At 65.3% G+C, this 22,600-nt stretch carries 21 protein-coding genes and 1 tRNA gene; 14 read left to right on the top strand and 8 right to left on the bottom strand.

Going from position 1 to position 22,600, the window contains the following annotated elements; genetic code table 11:
• Positions 1 to 284 precede the first annotated feature (284 nt).
• Together ACSFB7_RS20560 and ACSFB7_RS20555 are read right to left on the bottom strand one after the other, a co-directional pair.
• Positions 285 to 761, bottom strand: a complete 477-nt coding sequence (locus ACSFB7_RS20560; RefSeq protein WP_435473393.1) for a glutaredoxin domain-containing protein — start codon at positions 759 to 761, stop codon at positions 285 to 287.
• A gap of 235 nt (positions 762 to 996) precedes the next feature.
• Positions 997 to 1,518, bottom strand: coding sequence for a hypothetical protein (locus ACSFB7_RS20555; RefSeq protein WP_435473391.1), 522 nt, complete (start codon positions 1,516 to 1,518; stop codon positions 997 to 999).
• Positions 1,519 to 1,708: 190 nt separating this feature from the next.
• On the opposite strand from ACSFB7_RS20555, the gene ACSFB7_RS20550 reads away from it, so the two are divergent.
• Positions 1,709 to 2,650 carry an AlbA family DNA-binding domain-containing protein gene (locus tag ACSFB7_RS20550; RefSeq protein ID WP_435473389.1) on the top strand — a complete coding sequence of 314 codons (942 nt, stop codon included), beginning with the start codon at positions 1,709 to 1,711 and terminating at the stop codon, positions 2,648 to 2,650.
• Positions 2,651 to 3,314: 664 nt separating this feature from the next.
• On the opposite strand, the gene ACSFB7_RS20545 is transcribed toward ACSFB7_RS20550, so the two are convergent.
• Both ACSFB7_RS20545 and ACSFB7_RS20540 read right to left on the bottom strand, forming a co-directional pair.
• Complete coding sequence (locus ACSFB7_RS20545) at positions 3,315 to 4,535, bottom strand: tyrosine-type recombinase/integrase (protein WP_435473387.1); 1,221 nt, start codon at positions 4,533 to 4,535, stop codon at positions 3,315 to 3,317.
• A 181-nt stretch (positions 4,536 to 4,716) separates the two neighbouring features.
• Positions 4,717 to 4,801: transfer RNA gene (locus ACSFB7_RS20540), tRNA-Leu, on the bottom strand.
• A gap of 41 nt (positions 4,802 to 4,842) precedes the next feature.
• Here ACSFB7_RS20540 and cysM point away from each other — a divergent pair.
• The 3 genes from cysM (at position 4,843) to ACSFB7_RS20525 (ending at position 6,609) form a co-directional block, all read left to right on the top strand.
• The gene (gene cysM / locus ACSFB7_RS20535; protein WP_435473385.1) at positions 4,843 to 5,745 is read left to right on the top strand and encodes a cysteine synthase CysM; all 903 of its coding nucleotides are present in this window, start codon (positions 4,843 to 4,845) and stop codon (positions 5,743 to 5,745) included.
• Positions 5,746 to 5,813: 68 nt separating this feature from the next.
• The gene (locus ACSFB7_RS20530) at positions 5,814 to 6,392 is read left to right on the top strand and encodes an NUDIX domain-containing protein (protein ID WP_435473383.1); all 579 of its coding nucleotides are present in this window, start codon (positions 5,814 to 5,816) and stop codon (positions 6,390 to 6,392) included.
• Entirely contained in the window at positions 6,382 to 6,609 is a 228-nt protein-coding gene (locus tag ACSFB7_RS20525) for a sulfurtransferase TusA family protein (protein ID WP_119555274.1), read from the top strand. Before ACSFB7_RS20530 ends, ACSFB7_RS20525 begins: the two co-directional genes overlap by 11 nt.
• An 84-nt stretch (positions 6,610 to 6,693) precedes the next feature.
• On the opposite strand, the gene galU is transcribed toward ACSFB7_RS20525, so the two are convergent.
• Positions 6,694 to 7,587: a UTP--glucose-1-phosphate uridylyltransferase GalU gene (gene galU / locus ACSFB7_RS20520; RefSeq protein WP_435473381.1), complete on the bottom strand. Its 894-nt coding sequence runs from the start codon at positions 7,585 to 7,587 to the stop codon at positions 6,694 to 6,696.
• Between the two features lie 112 nt (positions 7,588 to 7,699).
• Positions 7,700 to 10,579, bottom strand: coding sequence for a valine--tRNA ligase (locus ACSFB7_RS20515; RefSeq protein WP_435473379.1), 2,880 nt, complete (start codon positions 10,577 to 10,579; stop codon positions 7,700 to 7,702).
• Positions 10,580 to 10,685: 106 nt separating this feature from the next.
• Here ACSFB7_RS20515 and yaaA point away from each other — a divergent pair, with 106 nt between their 5' ends.
• Genes yaaA through queF form a run of 4 tightly spaced genes read left to right on the top strand, consistent with a single transcriptional unit; the run spans position 10,686 to position 14,107 of the window.
• Positions 10,686 to 11,468: a peroxide stress protein YaaA gene (gene yaaA / locus ACSFB7_RS20510; protein ID WP_435473377.1), complete on the top strand. Its 783-nt coding sequence runs from the start codon at positions 10,686 to 10,688 to the stop codon at positions 11,466 to 11,468.
• Positions 11,468 to 12,310, top strand: coding sequence for a 2OG-Fe(II) oxygenase (locus ACSFB7_RS20505; protein WP_435473375.1), 843 nt, complete (start codon positions 11,468 to 11,470; stop codon positions 12,308 to 12,310). Before yaaA ends, ACSFB7_RS20505 begins: the two co-directional genes overlap by 1 nt.
• Before the next feature lie 16 nt (positions 12,311 to 12,326).
• On the top strand, positions 12,327 to 13,235 hold the full coding sequence (locus tag ACSFB7_RS20500; protein WP_435473373.1) for an alpha/beta fold hydrolase: 909 nt from the start codon (positions 12,327 to 12,329) through the stop codon (positions 13,233 to 13,235).
• Complete coding sequence (gene queF, locus ACSFB7_RS20495) at positions 13,232 to 14,107, top strand: NADPH-dependent 7-cyano-7-deazaguanine reductase QueF (protein ID WP_435473371.1); 876 nt, start codon at positions 13,232 to 13,234, stop codon at positions 14,105 to 14,107. Before ACSFB7_RS20500 ends, queF begins: the two co-directional genes overlap by 4 nt.
• A 21-nt stretch (positions 14,108 to 14,128) precedes the next feature.
• On the opposite strand, the gene ACSFB7_RS20490 is transcribed toward queF, so the two are convergent.
• Positions 14,129 to 14,872, bottom strand: a complete 744-nt coding sequence (locus tag ACSFB7_RS20490) for a hypothetical protein (protein ID WP_435473369.1) — start codon at positions 14,870 to 14,872, stop codon at positions 14,129 to 14,131.
• 142 nt (positions 14,873 to 15,014) lie between these two features.
• Here ACSFB7_RS20490 and ACSFB7_RS20485 point away from each other — a divergent pair, with 142 nt between their 5' ends.
• The 6 genes from ACSFB7_RS20485 (at position 15,015) to ACSFB7_RS20460 (ending at position 21,223) form a co-directional block, all read left to right on the top strand.
• Positions 15,015 to 15,920, top strand: coding sequence for an SDR family NAD(P)-dependent oxidoreductase (locus ACSFB7_RS20485; protein ID WP_435473368.1), 906 nt, complete (start codon positions 15,015 to 15,017; stop codon positions 15,918 to 15,920).
• 91 nt (positions 15,921 to 16,011) lie between these two features.
• Positions 16,012 to 16,902, top strand: coding sequence for a LysR family transcriptional regulator (locus tag ACSFB7_RS20480; RefSeq protein WP_435473366.1), 891 nt, complete (start codon positions 16,012 to 16,014; stop codon positions 16,900 to 16,902).
• A gap of 13 nt (positions 16,903 to 16,915) precedes the next feature.
• Positions 16,916 to 17,803, top strand: a complete 888-nt coding sequence (locus tag ACSFB7_RS20475; RefSeq protein ID WP_435473364.1) for a LysR family transcriptional regulator — start codon at positions 16,916 to 16,918, stop codon at positions 17,801 to 17,803.
• A 130-nt stretch (positions 17,804 to 17,933) separates the two neighbouring features.
• Positions 17,934 to 19,088: a mandelate racemase/muconate lactonizing enzyme family protein gene (locus ACSFB7_RS20470; protein ID WP_093245799.1), complete on the top strand. Its 1,155-nt coding sequence runs from the start codon at positions 17,934 to 17,936 to the stop codon at positions 19,086 to 19,088.
• An 80-nt stretch (positions 19,089 to 19,168) separates the two neighbouring features.
• Positions 19,169 to 20,182: a Bug family tripartite tricarboxylate transporter substrate binding protein gene (locus ACSFB7_RS20465; protein ID WP_435473361.1), complete on the top strand. Its 1,014-nt coding sequence runs from the start codon at positions 19,169 to 19,171 to the stop codon at positions 20,180 to 20,182.
• A gap of 333 nt (positions 20,183 to 20,515) precedes the next feature.
• Positions 20,516 to 21,223 (top strand): arylmalonate decarboxylase, encoded by a 708-nt coding sequence (locus ACSFB7_RS20460; protein WP_435473359.1) that lies wholly within the window; start codon positions 20,516 to 20,518, stop codon positions 21,221 to 21,223.
• A 6-nt stretch (positions 21,224 to 21,229) separates the two neighbouring features.
• Here the strand turns inward: ACSFB7_RS20460 and ACSFB7_RS20455 are convergent, their stop codons facing one another.
• Positions 21,230 to 22,591: an MmgE/PrpD family protein gene (locus ACSFB7_RS20455; RefSeq protein WP_435473357.1), complete on the bottom strand. Its 1,362-nt coding sequence runs from the start codon at positions 22,589 to 22,591 to the stop codon at positions 21,230 to 21,232.
• Between the last annotated feature and the right edge of the window lie 9 nt (positions 22,592 to 22,600).

Below are 22,600 nucleotides of genomic sequence, written 5' to 3'. Positions count from 1 at the left end.
GCACCTGAACAGCCGAATTGACGATCTCCTGCCACATCGCTGGCAACCGCTCACCTGACTCTGCAGCAGGGGCAACCGCTGATCGGGACCGTCAAGATGGAGCGCCCATCCGCTTACCACTGGAATCCTCGACGGTCTGTGCAACGTTGTCGATGCTGTCGATCAACTGCCGGTGACGGTGGTTTCGCGCTCCATCTGCAGCGTCTGGAGCTTGGCGGTCGCATCGATGCTCTGCCTGATCGACCACTCGATTTCCATCTCGACTTTAATCACTTCACCAGTTCCTACTTGCGTGCCTGGAAGAAGGCGTCGTATGCGGCGGCAGTGAAGCCGGTGACGCCTTGGCCGTTGAAAAATAGCTGCGGCACGCCGCTGTTGCCTCCCAACTGTGCGTAGGCCATCTTTCCTTCTGCGGTGTCGATGTCTATCTCCCGATAGCCGATCTGTTTGGCCGCAAGGTAGGACTTCGCCTGGCGACAGTAGCCGCACCACTTGGCAGAGAAAAGCACCGTATCGCGAGGAGGTGGAGCGGACGCTCTGCTGTCCGCCGACTTGCGCAGCTGCTCGACATACGCGATGGTCTCTGCCGCCAAGGCGCTGGCCGGCAGGTTCTTGAATGTCAGGGTCTTGGAGTCGCGCGCCTGAGGTGGCGGGATGTCACTGTAGATCGTTCTTCCGTCAGGGCCGATGGACTTGTAGAGCGTCGTTGTCGTCGCGGTTTGCCCTTCAGCGGCGGACACGGCACCTGCGAGAATCAGCATGAGTAGAGGGTGAAGCCGCATCTCGATTGCCTTAGGTTTGGTGGGGCAAAGATTACCACCGGCGCATTGACCGATCGCCTCTGGGAGACAGCGGCCCGCAGTATGCCCCGCAGGCGTGCCGCTGTCGCCCTGCCGTTGTTGAAACATGTTGAGGTTTCGGCGACTTGGTAACCTTCCCATTTCTGATTCAGATCGAAGGATAGCGGCCTTCGACATGCCGGCATGTGTGGCTTCTTCACCCGAGGCGCCGGTACATTTCGGCGACGGTCACCTCCTCAAGCATTCCGGGATCAACCACGTACTCCTCTTCTCCCAGCCACCGGCTGTGCGCATTGGGGGCAGCGATGATGGCGGCGCCCGGCACCTCGCAGCTTAGAAGGCAGCCGCCACCAGGATAGAAGGCATTCAAGCCACGCCCGAACTTCTCCGCCTGCTCGCGGATAGGCGTCCAGCACAGGCCCAGTCGGCCGCGCTGGTGCCGCTCGACGCTCTCGCCCCGGAAAAGCTTCATGCCAGGGTCGGCGTACTTCGGCAGCCAGGCCCGCAGCGCACGGGCGAGGAGGGCATCATCGGCAGTGTGGGTACGGATTCGGCCGCCGTACTCGATCCACCGGCTATGTAGCAGCTCTGATAGTTTGCCTGCGGGCGCCTCGGCGCACATCTGAGCGCAGATCGTCGGCCAGTGGGCTTCGCGCAAGGTATCGAACAGGGTGCGATCATTCCCGAGCAGCGCGCGCTTGAGAGTCTGGAGTGGCATGCACGGACGATACCGGAAGCCCCGGGTGCACGATTCGTTCACCCCCTTGCAATCGGAACAGTTCCGGTCGCAAATCCCGGCGTAGGGTGCCCCAGGTTTTTCCATTTCGAGTGGAACAGCCTCTGAGGTGCGCGAGCCTTGTTCGCGCGGCTGTGCCGCGGGTATCCTGCGGACAACTGGTGGAGGCTCCATGGAATACGCGGACATCTTGAGGTTGATCGAGTCGGTGCAGAGCGAGACGGACCTCTTGGACTACAAGCGGGGCGAGGCTTTGGGTCGACAAAACGACCAGCGAGATGGGTTGATGAAGGAGGTACTGGGCTTTGCTAATTCAGGCGGTGGGACGTTGATTTACGGGGTGGCGACCTTCGCGGACCGGGCAAGGAAGCATTTGCCGGAGAGGCTTGCTCCTGTGACGGATCCGGCGGTGACCGTCGAGTGGATTCAGCAGATGATCAACAGTAATTCAGCACCGCGGTTCAGCGATGTCCAGATTCAACAACTCGACTGTCCCGATCAAGACGGGCGTATCTTCGTGCTCGAGATCGGGCAGGCGCAAACCGCTCATCAAGCGCCAGATGGCCTGTACTACCAGCGCGCGGGCCTCGAGACCCTCAAGATGTCCGATTCGCAAATTCGCGACGTGATGAATCGCCGCACTGGCCTGCGCATCGAAACAACGCTCCGACGGTCGAACCTGAATCGGAGCGCGGGCATTCATCGGTACGATCTGATCGCGACCCTCAACAACATTGGCCACCTTACTGCTGAGCGGTGGCGATTCAGGATCGATGTGCCGAATGCGGCAGTTGCCCAGGAGTCAATGGCGACGCGAGCAGGTCTCTATGCGCAAGCTGCGATTCAACGGGTGTCGGTCAGAGTCGACGGGGTGGACTATCTACGCATGATCTACCCCGCGAAGGCATTCGCCCGTATAGCGATGGAGGACCTGCACCCGGGCGATGAACTGGTGCTATCTGAAAACACCGGTATGGTGTTTCCGGTCTCGGTCCTAATCGATGAAGCGGTTTTCAATCGGGTCGGCCGACTGCCGCTTTATTGGAGGTTTTCCGCGGCTGATTCCTCGCCAATAGATGGAACCGTAGCGGCCGAAGACTGGTGCGACTTCTAGTTTTACGTGCGCGCACAGGCCCTCATTTGGGGAAAGGGGGTATGGCTCCATCGCGCGATAGCAAACAACGGCCGCTCCACTAACAAGGAACCCAGTGCTTTCCGACCTCACCCCCGACCAGTGCGCCTGATACGACCTCATGGCGGTGCACCACTACCAACCCAGCGCCTTCGCTGTTGCAGGGCAGCTCGGTAGCACCTTCTGGGAGACGAGCACGCCGCCGCATCCTGGCCTCGTGTTCCACGAGTATCCGATGCCGGACGGCTGGAAGCCCGACGTTCGGGGGTAGCCGGCTGGCTTGAAATGCGAGCCTGGGAAGACCAACGGGCCGGCCGGCCGGCTCCGCCGTGAGGTACGCTGCGCCGATGCGACTCCCCCTCATCGGCCTATCCCTACTGTGTGCGTCCGCCGCGGTACCGGGCGCGTCACGTGAGGACATCATGCGGTCCAGGTACTTGCGGACCCAGTTCTGTATTGAGCGCGCCGTGGGCCAGCGCTGGCACGAGCGCTATGGTGTTCGGCTGGTAATCAATCGCTGGGGAGCGAGCGAGCCGACGCTTCGGGGACTGGTGGCGGCGCCTGAAGAGTTGAGACGGGCCGATAGGCGCTGTCGCGCCGAGAACGAACTGGCGGACGAGCCGCGGCCGGCAGGCTGAGTGGTGCGTTATGCGGCCTTGAATTGCAGGATCTCGGCACCCGCTGCGAGCTTGTCCAGGTAGTCGGCCCAGCGCTGCATCATCTCGCGGCGCGCTGGCAGGTGTGCGGTCCGGTTGTAGGCCCGGCCGTTCGGATCCTTCACGGTGTGCGCCAGTTGGTGCTCGATCAGGTCGGGTCGCTCGCCCAGCACCTCATCCATGATCGTGCGCGCCGTCGCCCGGAAGCCGTGGCCAGTCATCACGTCCGAGCCATAGCCCATGCCGCGCAACGCTGCGTTGATCGTGTTTTCGCTCATCGGCCGTTCGCCCGTGCGGATGCTGGGGAACACGTAGCGGCCGTGCCCAGTTAGTGGCCGCATCTCCTTTAGGATCTCGACCGCCTGGTGAGAGAGCGGCACCAGGTGCTCCACCTTCATCTTCATCTTGGGGCCCGGGATGCGCCATTCCGCGGCCTCCAGGTCAATCTCTGACCACTCGGCCGAGCGCAGCTCTCCAGGGCGCAGGAACACCAGCGGAGCCATCTTCAGTGCCGCGATGGTCGCCGGATGGCCGGCGTAGCTGCGGATCGCCCGCATGAGCTGGCCCACGTCCTTGGGCTCGGTGATCGCTGCGTAGTGCGCCTTCTCGACCGAAGCGAGCGCGCCTCGCAGATCAGCCGTCACATCGCGGTCGACGAGTCCCGTCGCCACGGCGAAGCGCAGAACCTGAGAGCAGACCTGGACGACACGGTGGGCGCTCTCGTGGATGCCACGAGCCTCCATACGCCGGGCCACCTTGTCCAGCACGTCCTTCGCCTTGAGATCTGCCACCGGGTCACGGCCGATAAAGGGAAAAACGTCCTTGGTGAGCCAGGTTTCGATCTTCTCGTGGGTGCTGGGGCCGCGTTTGCTTGCGGTCTTCGCCAGCCAGTCTCGGGCGACCACTTCGAACGTGTTTCCACTTGCGGCAACCTTGGCCGCTTTTTCCTCGCGCTTCGCCACACTCGGGTTGATGCCGTCGGCGAGTTGTTCGCGCGCCTTCTCGCGCCGCTGACGGGCCTTGGCCAAGGAAACTTCGGGGTAGACGCCGAGCGCCAAGGTTTGGGGCCTGCCGTCGATCCGGAAATCCAAGCGCCAGTACTTGCCCGACGCTTTCACTCGGAGATACATCCCCCCGCCGTCGGCATACCGCTCGCCGACCGCCGAACCCTTGTGCTTCACCTGCTTCACGAACGTGTCTGTCAGCGCCATTTCGGCCCCCTTGCTGTGTCGGTACCTCGATCCCGGCATTTTTGTCGGTACCTACAGAAGTACCGACAAAGTGCCGACATGGGATGCTATGGGCTGAGACGGCTTGAAGCAAAGAAAAACCCGCTGCGCCTATGAAGCGAGCGGGTTTTGATGTTGGGTGAGACGGTGTGATGTTGTCTCATGGTGCCCGGGGCCGGAATCGAACCGGCACACCTTTCGGTGGGGGATTTTGAGTCCCCTGCGTCTACCAATTTCACCACCCGGGCACATCCGGAAGGAAGCCCAAAATTATGGCACAGTGGCTGGCATGAATTATCCGACGATCGAAGATGCCATCGGCAAAACTCCCCTGGTGGCCCTTCAGCGCATCGATGCGGCAGAGAACACCAAGCGTGGAAACGTGATTCTCGGCAAGCTGGAGGGCAACAATCCCGCAGGCTCGGTGAAAGACCGGCCGGCGCTTTCGATGATCAAGCGGGCCGAAGAACGCGGCGAGATCAAGCCCGGCGACACGCTGATCGAAGCCACGTCCGGCAATACCGGCATTGCGCTGGCGATGGCCGCGGCCATCAAGGGCTACCGCATGGTCCTGATCATGCCGGAGGACCTTTCCGTCGAACGCGCCCAGACCATGAAGGCCTTCGGCGCCGAGCTGGTGCTCACGCCCAAGAGCGGCGGCATGGAATACGCACGCGACCTTGCCGAGCAGATGGTCAAGCAGGGCAAGGGCCGGGTGCTCGACCAGTTCGCCAACCCCGACAACCCGCGCATCCACTACGAGACGACCGGCCCCGAGATCTGGGCCGACACCAAGGGCAAGGTCACGCATTTCGTGAGCGCCATGGGCACCACGGGCACCATCACCGGCGTTTCGCGCTTCCTGAAAGAGAAAAATCCGGCGGTGCGCATCGTCGGCGCGCAGCCGGCCGAGGGCTCGCGCATTCCCGGCATCCGCAAATGGCCGGCTGAATACCTGCCCAAGATCTACGACCCGAGCCGGGTCGATGAAGAAATCAGCGTGAGCCAGGACGACGCCGAGGAAATGTGCCGTCGCCTGGCGCGCGAAGAAGGCATCTTCGGCGGCATCTCGGCAGCCGGCGCCCTCTGGGCCGCGCTCGAGGTGGCGAAAAAGGTCGAGAACGCGACCATCGTCTTCGTGGTCTGCGATCGGGGCGACCGCTACCTGTCCACCGGCGTCTTCCCCGCATAAGCAACGAACCGCTGCAGCGCCCGTCCACAGGGCGCTGCAAGCCCCAGAAAAAGAACAGAGACCCCACCATGCCCCATCCCAAGTTTTGCCAGGTCTGTGCCACGCCGCTGGAGTGGATCGCGTTGATGGAAGACGGCGGCCCCAAGGAGCGCCTGCGCTGCCCGAACTGCGGCCACACCCACTGGAACAACCCCACGCCGGTGCTGGCCGGCATCGTCGAGTACCGCGGCCAGGTGCTGCTGGCCCGCAATGCGGCTTGGCCCGGCAAGATGTACGCGCTGATCACCGGTTTCATGGAGGCCGGCGAGACACCCGAAGAGGGCATTGCACGCGAGGTGAAGGAAGAAACGAACCTCGACGTCAGCGCCACGAAGCTCGTGGGCGCTTACGACTTCCAGCGCATGAACCAGATCATCATCGCGTACCACGTGGTGGCCGATGGCGATGTGAAGCTCTCGCCCGAGCTGGTCGACTACCGCCTCTACGACCTGCCGGACCTGCGCTGCTGGCCCGCGGGCACCGGCTACGCGCTGGCCGACTGGCTGCGCACGCGCGGCCACGAACCCGTGTTCTTCACCGCTGCCGAAAACGAAGAGCGCCGCCGCGGGCTCAACCTGCCGCCCGAGGAGCCGAAGCGTGGAAGTTGACCGCGAAATCGACACGCGAGGGCTGAACTGCCCGTTGCCCATCCTCAAGGCGAAGAAGTCGCTCAACGACATGGCGAGCGGGCAACTGCTGAAGGTGGTGTCGACCGATCCGGGGTCTGTGCGGGACTTTCAGGCTTTTGCGCGGCAGACGGGCAATGAGCTGATGGCGCAGGAGACGGTGGGGAGCGACTTCATTCATGTGTTGAAGAGGCGCTGAATTCCCGGGGTGGATGGTGAGGCCGCTTGCCCCCATCCCTGCCTTCCCCCGGAGGGGGAAGGAGAAAGACCAAGGCCGAAGGCGTTACAGCTTCAGGCTCTTGAGATATTCGCGGAATTCGCTGCCCACTTCGGGGTGTGCCAGCGCCAGTTCCACGGTGGCCTGCAGAAAGCCTTCCTTGCTGCCGCAGTCGTAGCGGATGCCTTTGTAGGCATAGGCGTAGACCGATTCCTTCTTCATCAGCGCCGCGATGCCGTCGGTCAGCTGGATCTCGCCGCCCGCGCCCTTGGGCTGGTTGCGGATCTCGTCGAACACGCCCGGCGTGAGGATGTAGCGGCCGGCCACGCCCAGGCGCGATGGCGCGTCTTCGGGCTTGGGCTTCTCGACCATGCGGTTGACCTTCACGAGGCCCTCCTCGATCGTGTCGCCGGCCACGATGCCGTAACGCTTGACGTGCGCGAGCGGCACTTCCTGCACGGCCAGCAGCGAGCCGCCCAGGCGCGCGAAAGCGGCCGTCATCTGTGCAAGCACCGGCTCGCCGCCATCGGGGCCGACCATCAGGTCGTCCGCCAGCAGAACGGCAAAGGGCTCGTTGCCCACCAGGTGCTCGGCGCACAGCACCGCATGGCCCAGGCCCAGCATGCGCGGCTGGCGCACGTACGAGCAGGTCATGTCATCGGGCATCACCGAGCGCGCGATGTTCAGCAGCGCGGTCTTGCCGCTGGCCTCGAGCTGGCTTTCCAGCTCGTAGGCGGTGTCGTAGTGGTCTTCGATGGCACGCTTGTTGCGGCCGGTCACGAAGATCATGTCGCGAATGCCCGCGGCATACGCCTCTTCCACCGCGTACTGGATCAGCGGCTTGTCGACCACGGGCAGCATTTCCTTGGGCTGCGCTTTGGTGGCGGGCAGAAAGCGGGTGCCAAAGCCTGCAACGGGAAATACAGCCTTGCGGATACGTGTCGATGGTGTGGTGGGCATGGGCAGTTCGGCGTCGGTTCGTTGGAAGGAAGATGGGAAGTCGAATCAGGAAACCGGGGCGGCAAGCAAGTGCCGATCCAGCATCCTAAACGTCCGGTACTTCCCGCGTCTGTCAGCCGAGGCGCACAAGCTGGTCGCGCAGGCGCTCCAGCGTGGCGGTGAAATCGGCCAGGCGCTTGCGCTCCAGGTCGATCACGGCGGGCGGCGCCTTGGCCACGAAGGCTTCGTTGCCGAGCTTGCCGTGCACCTTGGCGATCTCGCCCTCGATGCGGGCGATTTCCTTGCCGATGCGGGCGCGCTCGGCCACCTTGTCGATCTCCATGTGCAGGCACAGGCGCGCCGCGCCGACCACCGCCACCGGCGCCGCTTCGGCCGCAGCCTGCCAGGAAGCCTCGTCGTCGAAGACCTTCACTTCCTTCAGCTTGGCCAGCGCCTGCAGCACAGGCGCGGATTCGCGCAGGAAGGCCGCGCCTTCGGCATCGTCGGCCACGGCATAGAGTGGCAGGCGCACGGCGGGCGACACGTTCATCTCGCCGCGCAGCGTGCGGCATGCATCGACCAGCGCCTTGAGCCGCGCCACATGCGCTTCGGCCGCTTCGTCGATCTTCTCGGGCTGGCTCTTCGGATAGGCCGCGACCATGATCGACTCGCCTTCACGCCCTGCAACCTTCGACACCTTCTGCCACAGCTCTTCCGTGATGAACGGAATCACCGGGTGCGCCAGGCGCAGCAGCGTTTCGAGCACGCGGATCAGCGTGCGGCGCGTGGCGCGTTTTTGCGCATCGTCGCCGGTCTGGATCTGCACCTTGGCAATTTCCAGGTACCAGTCGCAGAACTCGTCCCAGGCGAACTGATAGATCGTGTTCGCGACGTTGTCGAGGCGGTATTCCTCGAAGCCCTTGGCCACTTCGGCTTCCACGCGCTGCAGTTGCGACACGATCCAGTAGTCGGCGCGGCTGAATTTCAGGTAGCCATGCGCCGGGCCGCCGACCTTGCATTCTTCCTTCGTGTGCTCCAGCAGGCCGCAGTCCTGGCCTTCGCAGTTCATCAGCACGAAGCGCGTGGCGTTCCACAGCTTGTTGCAGAAGTTGCGATAGCCCTCGCAGCGCTTGGAGTCGAAGTTGATGCTGCGGCCGAGCGAAGCCAGCGAGGCGAAGGTGAAGCGCAGCGCATCGGCGCCGAAGGCCGGAATGCCCTCCGGAAACTCCTTCTGCGTGTTCTTGCGAACGGCGGGCGCCGTCTCGGGCTTGCGCAGGCCCTGGCTGCGCTTGTCCAGCAGCTCGGGCAGCGCGATGCCGTCGATCAGGTCGACGGGGTCGAGCACGTTGCCTTCGGACTTGCTCATCTTCTTGCCCTGCGCGTCGCGCACCAGGCCGTGGATGTAGACGTCCTTGAACGGCACCTTGCCGGTGAAGTGCTTGGTCATCATGATCATCCGGGCGACCCAGAAGAAGATGATGTCGTAGCCCGTCACCAGCACGGTCGATGGCAGGTACAGCTCGAGGTCCTGTGTCTTCGCGGGCCAGCCCAGCGAAGAGAAGGGCACCAGCGCCGCCGAGTACCAGGTGTCGAGCACGTCCTCGTCGCGACGCAGCGTCTTGCCCGGCGCCTTGGCTTGTGCGTCGGCCTCGCTCTCGGCCACGTACACGTTGCCTTCCTCGTCGTACCAGGCCGGAATCTGATGGCCCCACCAGAGCTGGCGCGAAATCGTCCAGTCCTGGATGTTCTCCATCCAGTGGTTGTAGGTGTTGACCCAGTTCTCGGGCACGAATCGCACTTCGCCCGACTTCACCACGTCGATGGCCTTCTGTGCGATCGACTGGCCGTCGGCACCGGGGCGCGTCATGGCCACGTACCACTGGTCGGTGAGCATCGGCTCGACGATGGCGCCCGAGCGCGCGCAGCGCGGCACCATCAGCTTGTGCTTCTTCACCTCGATCAACAGGCCCAGTGCGTCGAGGTCGGCCACGATGGCCTTGCGCGCCACGAAGCGGTCCAGGCCGCGGTACTTCTCGGGCGCGTTGTCGTTGATGGTCGCGTCCAGCGTCAGGATGCCGATCACGTCGAGCTTGTGGCGCTGGCCGACCGCATAGTCGTTGTAGTCGTGCGCCGGCGTCACCTTGACGACGCCCGTGCCGAATTCCTTGTCGACGTAGTCGTCCGCAATGATCGGAATCAGCTTGTCCACCAGCGGCAGCTTCACGTGCTTGCCGATCAGGTGCTTGTAGCGTTCGTCTTCGGGGTGAACCATCACGGCCGTGTCGCCGAGCATGGTTTCGGGCCGCGTGGTGGCCACGGTCAGCGTGCCGCTGCCGTCTTCCAGCGGGTAGGCGATGTGCCAGAGCGAGCCGTCTTCTTCCTCGCTCTCGACTTCGAGGTCGCTCACTGAGGTCTTGAGCACCGGGTCCCAGTTGCCCAGGCGCTTGCCGCGGTAGATCAGGCCTTCTTCATACAGCGCCACGAAGGTCTGCGTGACAACGGCCGACAGGTCGTCGTCCATCGTGAAGTACTCGCGGCTCCAGTCCACCGTGTCGCCCATGCGGCGCATCTGCTGGGTGATGGTGTTGCCCGACTTTTCTTTCCATTCCCACACGCGCGCCACGAAGTTCTTGCGGCCCAGGTCGTGGCGGCTGACCTTCTGCTCCTGCAGTTGGCGCTCCACCACGATCTGCGTGGCGATGCCCGCGTGGTCGGTGCCCGGCACCCACAGCGTGTTGTCGCCCTTCATGCGGTGGTAGCGCGCCAGGCTGTCCATGATCGTCTGGTTGAACGCATGGCCCATGTGCAGCGTGCCCGTCACGTTCGGGGGCGGAAGCTGGATCGCGAACGAATCGGCGCCTTCCTTGGGTTGCTGCGTGCCGCGGAAACCGGCCTTGGCATAGCCGCGCTTTTCCCATTCCGGGCCCCAGTGCGCCTCGATGGCGGCGGGTTCGAACGATTTCGACAGGCTGTCGAGACCAGGTTGTGCGGAAGGGGTAGTGGGTTCGCTCATGGGGAATGCAAAACGGCACCCTCGGGTGCCGTTGGTGACAGAGGTGGGATTGCCGGGGATTTTACCGGCGCGGCTTTGGGTCATGGCAGCCACTCATAATTCCGGGATGCTCTTCCTGCTTTCCCCTGCAAAGTCGCTCGACTACGACACCCCGGTCCCCTCCGAAACCCCAGCCACCCAACCCCATTTCGAAGCCCCGCGCGGCCCCTCGACCGAGCTGATCAAGCTGCTGCGCGAGAAGTCGCCCCAGCAGATTTCCGAACTGATGCACCTGTCGGACAAGCTGTCCGCCCTCAATGTGGCGCGCTACGAAGCCTGGTCCAGCAAGAGCACCGAGAAAAACGCCCGCCAGGCCGCCTTCGCCTTCGACGGCGATGTCTACGGCGGCCTCGATGCCCGCACGCTCACCAAGGCGCAGCTCGACTGGGCGCAAGACCACGTCTGCATCCTCAGCGGCCTGTACGGCATCCTGCGTCCGCTCGACCGCCTGCAGCCCTACCGGCTCGAAATGGGCACCGCGCTGACCAACCGCCACGGCAAGGACCTGTACGCCTTCTGGGGCTCGCGCATCGCCGAGCACCTGAACGAGCGCCTGGCGGCCGACCGCACGCCGGTTGTCATCAACGTCGCCTCTCAGGAATACTTCAAGTCGGTCGACCAGAAGGTGCTCAAGGCCCGCGTGGTCGAATGCGTGTTCCAGGAGTGGAAGGGCGACAAGTACAAGATCGTGAGCTTCTTCGCCAAGCGCGCCCGCGGCCTGCTGGCCCGCTGGGCCGTGCAGCACAAGGCGGCCACGCCCAAGGCGCTGGAAAAGTTCGATCTCGAGGGTTATGGTTTCGACGCAAGCGTGTCGACAGCCGAAAGGCTGGTGTTCAGGAGAAAAATCTGATGTCTCAACCGATCAGTCCGGAGTTGCGCGAATGGCTGGTGGCCCAGTTGGCCGCCGGTCATTCGGTGCCCGCACTGCGCGTGTCGATGCGCGCGGCCGGCTGGCACGACTCGGCCACCGACATCGCGCTGGCCCAGCTCGAAGCCGGCTTTCCCGATGTCGAGGCGGCCCTGGCTCCCGCGCGCACCGAGATGCCCGGCCCCGACCTCGACGGCGCGCCGCTCTACCTCGATGCCGGCGACCGCCGCGTGCAGGTGCTGCACACGATGCGGCATCCGCGCGTCATCGTCTTCGGCAACCTGCTGTCGACCGAGGAATGCGAAGGACTGATCGCCGCGGCGCGGGTGCGCCTGGCGCGCTCGCTCACCGTGGAAACGCGCACCGGCGGCGAGGTGCTCAACGTCGACCGCACCAGCGACGGCATGTTCTTCGAGCGCGGCGAGAACGAGATCGTCGCCCGCCTCGAACAGCGCTTGGCCATGCTGCTGCGCTGGCCGCTCGAATACGGCGAAGGCCTGCAGATCCTGCGCTACGCCCCCGGCGCGCAGTACCGCCCGCACTACGACTACTTCGACCCGCACGAGCCCGGCACGCCTACCATCCTCAAGCGCGGCGGCCAGCGCGTGGCCACGCTCGTGATGTACCTGCAGGAGCCCGAGCAGGGCGGTGCCACCACCTTCCCCGACGTCGGCCTCGAAGTGGCGCCCGTGCGCGGCACTGGCGTGTTCTTCAGCTACGACCGGCCCGACCCCGCCACCCGCACCCTGCACGGCGGCGCGCCGGTGCTGGCCGGCGAGAAGTGGGTCGCCACCAAGTGGCTGCGCGAGCGCGAATTCAAGTAGTAATCACAAGGACGAGATGAAAGTCAACGCCAACGGGCTGCAGATCGAAGTCGACGATACCGGTGGCGACAGCGGAGACGGGCGCCCCGTCATCCTGCTCATCATGGGCCTGGGCATGCAACTGGTCGCATGGCCCACCGCCTTCGTGCGGCAACTGGTCGATGCGGGCTTTCGCGTGGTGCGCCACGACAACCGCGACATCGGCCTGAGCCAGGGCTTCGACCATGCCGGCACCGGCAACATCGTGTGGGAAACCATCCGCCACCGCCTCGGCCTGAAGGTGCGCTCGGCCTACAGCCTGCAGGACATGGCGCGCGATTCGCTCGGCGTGCTCGACGCGCTGGGCATTGCCCGCGCGCACATCGTCGGCGCCTCGATGGGCGGCATGATCGCGCAGCGCATCGCGGCCACCGCGCCGCAGCGCACGGCCAGCCTCGTGAGCATCATGAGTTCGAGCGGTGCGCGCGGCCTGCCCGGCCCGCGCCGCGAAGTCGCGTCCATGCTCATGCGCCGCCCGCTGGGCAAGGGCGAGGCCGAGCTCGTGGCGCACAGCATCAGGCTGCTGCGGCTCATCCAGAGCCCGGCCTATCCGCAGACCGACGAAGAACTGGCCGAGCGCCTCACCTTCAGCATGCGCCGCGCGTACCACCCGGCCGGCATGCTGCGGCAGATGCTCGCCATCGGCGCGGACGACGAACGCCCGAAGTTGCTGCCGCAGATCCAGCGTCCGACGCTGGTGCTGCACGGCGACGCCGATGCCCTCGTGCCCATCGCTTGCGGCAAGGATTCGGCCGAGCGCATTCCGGGGTCGACCTTCATTTCAGTTCCCGGCATGGGCCACGACCTGCCGCCGCAGGTCTGCACCATCCTCGCCAACCACATCGCCCCGTTCGCCCATGCGGCGCACGCCAAGGACAAGCCATGAGCCTCGACAACCACCCCGACAACGCCAACACCCCCGAACAATCGCAACTGGGCCGCGCCTCGGCCTATGCCGACAAGTACGACCCCTCGCTGCTGTTCCCCATCGCCCGCGCCACGCAGCGCGAAGCCATGGGCATTCGCACCGGCGCATTGCCCTTCTTCGGCGCCGACCTCTGGACCGCCTTCGAAGTGAGCTGGCTCAACCCGCGCGGCAAGCCGCAGCTGGCCATTGCGCACTTCACCATTCCGTGCGAAACGCCGAACATCATCGAGAGCAAGTCCTTCAAGCTCTACCTGAACAGCTTTAACAACAGCACCTTCGCGAGCATCGACGCCGTGCGCGAGCACCTGCGCACCGACCTCGCCGAGGCCGCATGGCGCGGCAGCGACCAGACCGGCGGCATCGGCGTGAAGCTGCTCACGCCCGAGCTGTTCGACCGCGAACCGGTGCATGAAATCGACGGCCTCGACCTCGACCGGCTCGACATCGAGTGCACCCACTACCAGCCCGCGCCCGAACTGCTGAGCAGCGACGCGGCGGAGGTGCACGTGAACGAAACCCTCACCAGCCGGCTGCTCAAGAGCAATTGCCTCGTCACCGGCCAGCCCGACTGGGGCAGCGTGCAGATCCGCTACAGCGGCCCGCCCATCGACCAGGCCGGGCTGCTCGCGTACATCGTGAGCTTTCGCAACCACAACGAATTCCACGAGCCGTGCGCCGAGCGCATGTTCACGGACATCTGGAGCCGCTGCAAGCCGACCAAGCTCGCGGTGTATGCGCGCTACACGCGGCGCGGCGGGCTGGACATCAACCCGTTCCGCACGAGCTGGCCGCAGGCGCTGCCGGCGAACATTCGCACGGCGCGGCAGTAAAGCAACCGCCGCAGACGGCGGTCACGTCCAGTCGAAGGTGAGCAGCGCCAGTCCTTCGACGGGCTCGTAGAAAAGCAGGATCGTGTCGGCGCCGACGGTCCTGTAGTTCCAGCCGGCCACCGAAGCCACGTGATGAAAACGGTGGCCCGCCGGACTCATCGGCCAGACTTCGCAAACGTCGCGTGACGCGTCCTCGCGCTCCTCGACGGGAAACTCAACGGTACTGACCCAGTTGCCATATTCGGCCGCGCCACCGAGCGCGTCGACCAAGGGGCTGGGGTCTTCGTTGCCATACTGCGGCTGGCCTTCGTCGTCGAGACGCACGAGCTTCCCGGTGCGCAGAAAATAGTCGCGCGAGGCGTTGTACGAACGCTCTTGCTCGGCATAGTGCTGCTCCAGCTCCTTGCGCGCACCTTTGTAGGGTTCCGGCATGTCGCCATCGGCGTTTTCCAGCAGGAAGTAGCGCGGATCGCCCATGAGCCGATAGCGGCCATCGACAACCTTGAATCCGATCCAGTTGGCAAGCAGCAGTTCGGAGTGAAAGGCCTCGGTCGCCTGGCCGACAAGACCGTCTGCCGGTTCCAGCGGGCTCAGCAGGTGCAGCCAGCCCGACCACGCCGGATTGACCGCAGCCAGGTCGACGGAAACAAGCGGATGCAGGTGGCGTGCCAGAAAAGCCTGATCGGGCACGAACACATCGCCTGCCGCAGGAAAAGGCCTGAGGCTGTTCCCGGCCTCGGTGAATTCAGTGGATTCTTCCGTCATGAAAGGTCTCTGTGTGGGGGCCGTCGCAGTGTAGGGGCGCCGAAGCCCCTCTTCGTAAATCCGAAACCCGCAGCCCGCCCCCTGTGGCATTCTGGAATCGACCCCGCGAACCCGCGGTCGAATATCCGGAGCAGAGACAAAAATGGTTGAAGGAAAAGTGGTCGTCGTCACCGGCGCGGGCGGCGGCATCGGGCGCGACATTGCACTGGCCATGGCCAGCAACGGCGCCAAGGTCATCGTCAACGACATCGGCGCCGCGCTCGACGGCGCAGGCGGCAGTGCCGGTCCGGCGCAGCAGGTGGTCGATGAAATCCGCGCCGCCGGCGGCCAGGCCGTGCCCAACACCGACAGCGTGGCCGACGCCGCCAGCGCTGCGCGCATCGTCGAATGCGCCGTCGAGAGCTTCGGCCGCATCGACGCGGTGATCAACAACGCCGGCATCCTGCGCGACCGCTTCTTCCACAAGATGTCGGTCGACGAATGGGATGCTGTGCTCAAGGTGCACCTGTACGGCGCCTACTACGTGAGCCGCGCGGCGGCCACGCATTTCAAGGAACAGAACTCCGGCGCGATGGTGCACATGACCTCGACCTCGGGCCTCATCGGCAACTTCGGCCAGGCCAACTACGCAGCCGCCAAGCTCGGCATCGTGGCGCTGTCGAAGTCGATCGCGCTCGACATGCTCAAGTTCAACGTGCGCTCCAACTGCATCGCGCCCTTTGCCTGGAGCCGCATGATCGGCGCCATTCCCACCGACACCGACGAGCAGCGCGCCCGCGTCGACAAGATCAAGCAGATGACGCCCGCCAAGGTGGCGCCGCTCGCCGTGTACCTTGCGAGCGATGCGGCAAGCGCGGTCAACGGGCAGATTTTTTCGGTGCGCAACAACGAGATCTCGCTCATCAGCCAGCCGCGCCCGGTGCGCTCCGTGCACCGCTCCGAAGGCTGGACGCCGCAGAGCATTGCCGAGCACGCCATGCCCGCGATGCGCGCCAGCTTCTACCCGCTGGACCGCTCGGCCGACGTGTTCAGCTGGGACCCGGTCTGAGGTCAAACCCGCACAAGGGCGCACACCGGGGCGCGCAGCGCGCCATTCGCCGGACAATGCGCGTTCCTTTTCTCCTTGCTGCGGCCGCCCGGTGAACCTGCATTTCGACCTGTTCGACCTGAAACTGTTCGTCTACGTGGCGGACGCGCGCAGCCTCACGCGCGGCGCTGAAAAAGCCTGCATCTCGCTGGCCGCCGCCTCCACCCGCATCAAGCAGATGGAAGAGGCCGTGGGCGGCAAGCTGCTGCATCGCAGCGCGCAGGGCGTGACGCTCACCGCCGCCGGGCAGGCCGTGCTGTACCACGCCAAGCGCGTGATGCAGCAGATGGAGCACCTGCGCTGCGACATGCAGGACTTCGGCAAGGGCATCAAGGGCCATGTGCGGGTGTTCGCCAACACCACCTCCATCACCGAATACCTGCCGCAGAAGCTCGCGGGTTTTCTCACGCAGCATCCGGCCGTGCAGGTGGACCTGCGCGAATACCTGAGCGAAGAAATCGTGCGCGCGGTAGCCGATGGCGAGGCCGACATCGGCATCCTCGCGGGCGACGTGCACACCGGCGATTTCGATGCGCGCGCCTTCGGCAGCAACCAGCTCGTGCTGGTGGTGCCGCTCACGCACCATCTGGCGGGCGCGCCCTCGGTGGCGTTCGCCGACACGCTCGACGAGCAGCACGTGGGCCTGCATCACGGCAGCGCCATCCATCGCTTCCTGCAGCGCCGCGCGGAGCTGGCGGGCCGGGGCTTCAACCCGCGCATCCAGGTCAGCAGCTTCGAGGCCATCTGCCTGATGATCGAAGCAGGCGTGGGCGTCGGCGTGCTGCCGGTGTCTTCGGCGCAGCGCTTGTCGATGGCCATGCGGATTGCGATGGTTCCACTGAGCGACGCATGGGCCGAGCGCGAACTCAAGCTCATCGCGCGCGACCGCGAGCAACTGCCGGCCTCGGCACGCGAACTGTTCGACCATCTCGTCGCGCCCTGAAGGCGCGCGCCGCATGTCCGCCGACCTGAAATCGCTGCGCCTCTTCGTGGCCGTGGCCGACCACGGCAGCATCAGCGAGGGCGCCAAGCGCTGCCACATCGCGCTGGCTGCCGCGAGCAAGCGCATCTCCGACCTCGAAGCCCGCGCGCGGCTGCCGCTGCTGGTGCGCCATGCGCGCGGCGTCACGCTCACGTCGGCGGGCCACGGCCTGCTGCTGCATGCGCGCTCCGTGCTGTCGGCCATGGACCGGTTGGGCGCCGAACTCGACGATTTCCAGAACGGCGTGGCGGGCGTGGTCAGCATCACGGCCAATGCGTCGACCATCGCGCAGTTTCTGCCGGCGCAGATCGGCTCCTTCCTGCGGCTGCATCCGGTGCTCAAGATCGACCTGCAGGAGCGCGCCAGCACCGAGGTGGTGAAGGCGGTGCAGGCCGGCCTGGCCGACATCGGCGTGATCGAGGGCAACACGCCCGCCGAGAACCTCGAATGCCTGCCGTACCGCACCGACGAGCTGGCCGTGATCGTCGCGCGCGACCATCCGCTGGCCCGCCGCAAGCGTATCGGCGTGGACGAGGTGCTGCGGCACGACCATATCGTGGTGCGCGAAGGCACTGCGCTGCACCGCGTGCTGTTGAGCGCGGCGCTGGAGGCGCAGGTGCCGCTGAAGGTGCGCATGCAGGTCGGCAGCTTCGACATGGTGTGCCGCATGGTGGAGCAGAACGTCGGCATCGGCGTGCTGCCCTATGCGGCGGTGCTGTCGCAGCTGCAGATATTGCGGCTGCGCTGCCTGAAGCTCGATGCGCCCTGGGCGATGCGCCGGCATCTGCTGTGCGTGCGCCGGCAGCAAGACCTGACCGTGGCCGCGCGCTCGGTGCTCGAACACCTCGGCCGGCCCGATTAGGGCGCGAGCCTTCGCGGAGCACGAAGCCTCGCGCCCGCCAAAAACGAATTGTTCTCCCGCGGCCGGCGCGCAAAGATGGCCCTGCCAGATCGCAAGATCAACAGGCGGCCACCAAGCAAAGGAGACATTCTTGAAGATCATCCGCGTCAGCGCCACGCCGCTGAACATCCCGGTCACCATCGACGTGGTGGGCCTGAACAAGCAGACATCGCTGTCCCTGTGCCTGACCGAGATCGAGACCGACACCGGCCTCGTCGGCCACGGCATGACCGCCATCACCGAGGAAGAAATCATCGCCGCCGCCGTGCGCGAAGTGGCCGGCCCCGCGCTGATCGGCGAAGACCCGATGGCCACCGAGCGCCTGTGGGACAAGCTCTACTGGCTGCTGTCGCCGCGCGGCCAGACCGGCTACGCCAGCCACACCATCGCCGCGCTCGACATCGCGCTGTGGGACATCAAGGCCAAGGCGCTCGGCCAGCCGCTGTGGCGCCTGCTCGGCGGCGCGCGCGCCAAGGTGCCGGTGTACGCCACCTTCGGCTTCGGCTTTTTCGAGCGCGACCAGCTCGCGGCCGCCGCAAAGCTCTGGGTGTCGCAGGGCTTCCAGCGCCTGAAGATGACCGTCGGCAACCACGCGCTGGCGCGCCGCGACGAGCCGCGACCGCTCGACGAAGTGATCGCCGAAGACGTGCGCCGCGTCGCCGCCGTGCGCGAAGCCGTCGGCCCCGACGTCAAGCTGTATGTCGATGCCAACTGCGGCCTCGACCTGTTCCATGCGACCGAGCTGGCGCAACGCATCGAGCCCTACGGCATCAGCTTCTTCGAAGAGCCGCTCACGCAGAACGACGTGCGCCAGATGGCCCAGTTGCGCGCACGCACCCGCATCCCGCTGGCCTGCGGCCAGAACGAAGGCCTGGCCTTCCGTTTCCGTGATCTGCTGGTGAACCAGGCGGCCGACGTGCTGCAGCCCAACGTGACCATCTCGGGCGGCTATTCGCAGTGCCTGAAGATCGCCGGCATGGCGCAGGCCTTCAACGTGCCCATCGACAACGGCGGCGCCTGGCCGTTCCACAACATGCACCTGCATGCGGGCGTGTCGAACGGCGGGCTGGTGGAGTACCACTACGTCGCGGTGCAGATGCTCAAGCAGATCTTCGACGGCCTGCCGGTGCCCGACCAGGGTTGGCTCACGCTGCCCGAGACGCCGGGCCTCGGCTTCGCGCCCAACGCCGAGCGCGTGCGCGAGCTGGCGAAACTGCCGACCTCGCACGGCAAGGGCAAGGCTTGAGCCGAACCGCGAGCGACGATTTCCGAACACGACCAGGCCGCAGAGACGGCCGGCGACGACCCCAGAACAACGGAGACACGATGAACGCCAGCAGACAAGCGAATCGACGACCGGCACGCCGGCATGCATTGCGGGCCGCGGTGGCCCTGGGCCTGATGGGTGCGCTCGCCGTGCCCGCAGCGTGGGCCCAGCAGAAGTACCCCGACAAGCCCATCCGCCTCGTGGTGGGCTACTCGGCTGGTGGTGGGGTCGATGCGGTGGCGCGCCTGCTCGGTGTGCGGTTGTCGACCGTGCTGGGCCAGCAGGTGCTGGTGGAAAACCGCACCGGCGCCACTGGACTCATTGCAGCCGACCTCGTGGCGAAGGCGCCGCCCGATGGCTACACGTTGATGATGGGCGACAGCGCTCTGCTCATTGCCAAGCTGTTGCAGCCGAAGATGAGCATCGACCCGTTGACCAGCTTCAAGCCGGTGGCGGGCGCGTTCATCTCGCCGCTGATGATCGTCACCGGCAACGACTTTCCCGCGAAGACACCGGCCGAACTGGTGGCGCTGCTCAAGGCGCATCCGGCGCGCTATTCGTTTGCAACTTCAGGTGTCGGCACCGTGCAGCATCTGGGCTTCGAGATGCTCAAGCAGTCCACCGGCACTTTCGTCGTGCACGTACCGTATCGGGGCGCCGCGCAGATCGTGCCCGACGTCATCGGTGGGCAGGTGCCCATCGGCGTGGTCAGCGCCACGGCCGCGATGGCGCAGGCCAAGGCGGGCAAGCTGCGCGCGTTGGCGCTGATGAACACCGCGAAGCTCGAGGGCGCGGAGAGCGTTGCGCCGCTGGCCGATGCGTTGCCGGGCTTCGATGTGGCACCGCGCATCTTCGTGCTTGCACCGGCTGGTACTCCCAATGACATCGTCGAGAGGCTTTCTGCAGCGGTGAAGACTGTCCTCGATACGCCTGAAGCGGGGGCTGCGGCCGCTGCGCAGGGGACGCTGCGGGCCTATGCCACACCGGCTCAGCTCGGCAAGGACATGGCGGAGGAGAGTGCTCGCTGGAAACGCATCATCACGGAGCAGCGCATCGTGGCGGAAGGGGGCTAGGGTGACGTCTTGCTGTTCGTTCAGTTCAGCTCAATTCAGTTCAGGGCGACGCTCACGCCGACACGGTGCTCTTTTTCGCGAATGTCCCCCGCTTCGCTCCTCCTTTATTTCGCGAAAAAGAGCCCCGTATCGACGTGAGCGTTGGACAGAGCAGTTGTTGATCGGCTGTACACCAGCAGCGCGTCCATGTGCGAATGGCACCAGGTGCTCCCCGCAGCGAAATAAAGGAGGAGCGAAGCGGGGGACATTCGCGGAGGGGAGCTCCTGGTGTCATTCGCACTCGCCCTGAATGAACAACGCCAACCCGTAAACAACACACAGTGGAGCCACTGAATGACACAACCCCATCTAGGCCTGATCGTTCCGCCCGCCGCCGGCGCGGTGCCGGTAGACGGCCCCTTGCTCTACGGCGACCGAATCCGCTTCAGCGCGCGCGGACTCGGCCTCAGTGAGATCTCCACGCGTGGCTACACGGAAGTGATCGACTCGGTCATCGGCAAGGCGCTCGAACTCAAGGCCGATGGCGTGAGCGCCGTGTCGCTCATGGGCACCTCGCTGAGCTTTTTTCGCGGTGCCGCATTCAACCGGCAATTGGAAGTGGAGATGGCCCGCGCTACAGGCCTGCCGTGCTCCACCATGAGCAACGCCATCGTCAACGGGTTGCGGAGCCTGGGCATCCGGCGCGTGGCGGTGGCCACGGCCTATATCGACGAAGTGAATACGCAGTTGCGGCTCTATCTGGAACAGAGCGACTTCGAGCCATTGGCACTTGAAGGCCTCTCGATCTCCGACGTGCAGAAGGTCGGCGAAGTGCCGACGCAGGTGCTGGTCGATCTCTGTGTGAAAGTCTTCGAGGCCCAGCCGGGTGCGGACGGCATCCTCATCTCGTGCGGTGGACTGGTCACACTCGATGCGGTGCGCGAGGTCGAAGCACGGCTCCAGGTGCCGGTTGTCTCCAGTTCGCCGGCAGGCTTCTGGGACTTGGTGCGCATGGCCGGGCTCGATGCGCGCTCGCCCGGCCATGGGCACCTCTTTGCCTGAGTCGTTCTAGGCGAGCAGGCGCTCGACTTTCGGTGCATCGGCCAATTGCCAGATGCGCTGGCACAAGGCCTTCGCCTCCTGCGCCGTCGCGCCTTCGCCGTAGTGCGTCAGGCGCTGCATCTTGTCCTCGATCTCTGCGCGGCTCAGGCTGTTGCCCGGATCGCCCTTGGGTTCGTCTACACGGCCCTGCAGCGTGCGGCCATCGGCGGTGTGCACGCTGACCTTGCCGATCCAGCGCGCGGGGTAGGCGGTGTCGACCTCGGTGTCGAGTTGCATCGTCACCTTGTCGCGAAAGGCCGCTACCTCCGGGGCAAGAAAGTCGCGGTCGAACTCGCCCAGGCCCGCGCGGCCGTGCACCGCGATCAGGCCCAGCACCGTGCCCATCGAGAACTTGCCCTGGTGCACGGTCGCCGGCACGGTCACGCGGCCCAGCACATCGATGGCGCCCTGGTGCACGTGCGTGGTCACGTGCGAAACGTCTGTCGGCTTGAGCTTGTTCTGCGTCATCACCTGCAGCAGCGCATCGGCTGCCGGATGCGTGTGGCGGCAGGAGGCGTGGTACTTGAACGAGGTTTCGGCCAGAGCCCAGCGCGTGCCGAGCCGGTCGGTGAGCTTGGCCGGGTCGGCGTCGCTCGACATGCCCACGCCAAGGCCCTGCGCGCCTTCGAGGATTCTTGCGGCACCCGTGAAGCCGTCTTGCGCAAGGTAGGCCGACATCAATCCACTGGCTGCAGCATGCGCGCAATGCAGTTGCTTGGAATCGGCGGCATCGCGCAGAAACTCCCACACACCAGCCGATTGCGTACCGGCCGAGCCGAAGGCGTGCAGCATCTGCTGCGGCGTGAGGTCGAGCAAGCGACCCACAGCGGCGGCTGCCGCGAGCGTGCCCGCCGTCGCAGTGGTGTGGAAGGTCTTGTAGTGCGAGCGGCCGAGGAACTCGCCGACGCGGATGCCAACTTCATAACCCGCGACAACTGCCGTCAACAATTGCGCGCCGCTCGCGCCGACGCTCTGTGCCACCGCGAGTGCGGGCGCAATGACAACCGCCGCCGGGTGAAAGACCGAGCCGTTGTGCACATCGTCCTGCTCCACGAAGTGCGAGGCCGCGGCGTTGACCAGCGCCGCGAATACCGGCGAACTGGTGCGACGCGAAGTCAGTATTTCGCTCGGCCCATCGGCGGGGCCCATCATCTGCGCGAAGCGCTCGATGCTGCGCACGGGGCGCGACGTGCGGGCCGCGAGCACTGAGCCCAACCAGTCGAGCATCAGGTCTTCGGTGCGGCGCAAGACAGGGGCAGGGATGTCCGCGAACTTCAGTTCGGCGGCGAAGGTGGCGAGCACCTTGCTCGGATGATTCGAATCGGTCATGGGTGCGGT

Origin of the sequence: Variovorax raffinosi (assembly GCF_051216615.1) — a bacterium.
GTDB lineage: Bacteria > Pseudomonadota > Gammaproteobacteria > Burkholderiales > Burkholderiaceae_C > Variovorax.
This window is presented reverse-complemented; position numbering and strand designations above follow the sequence as displayed.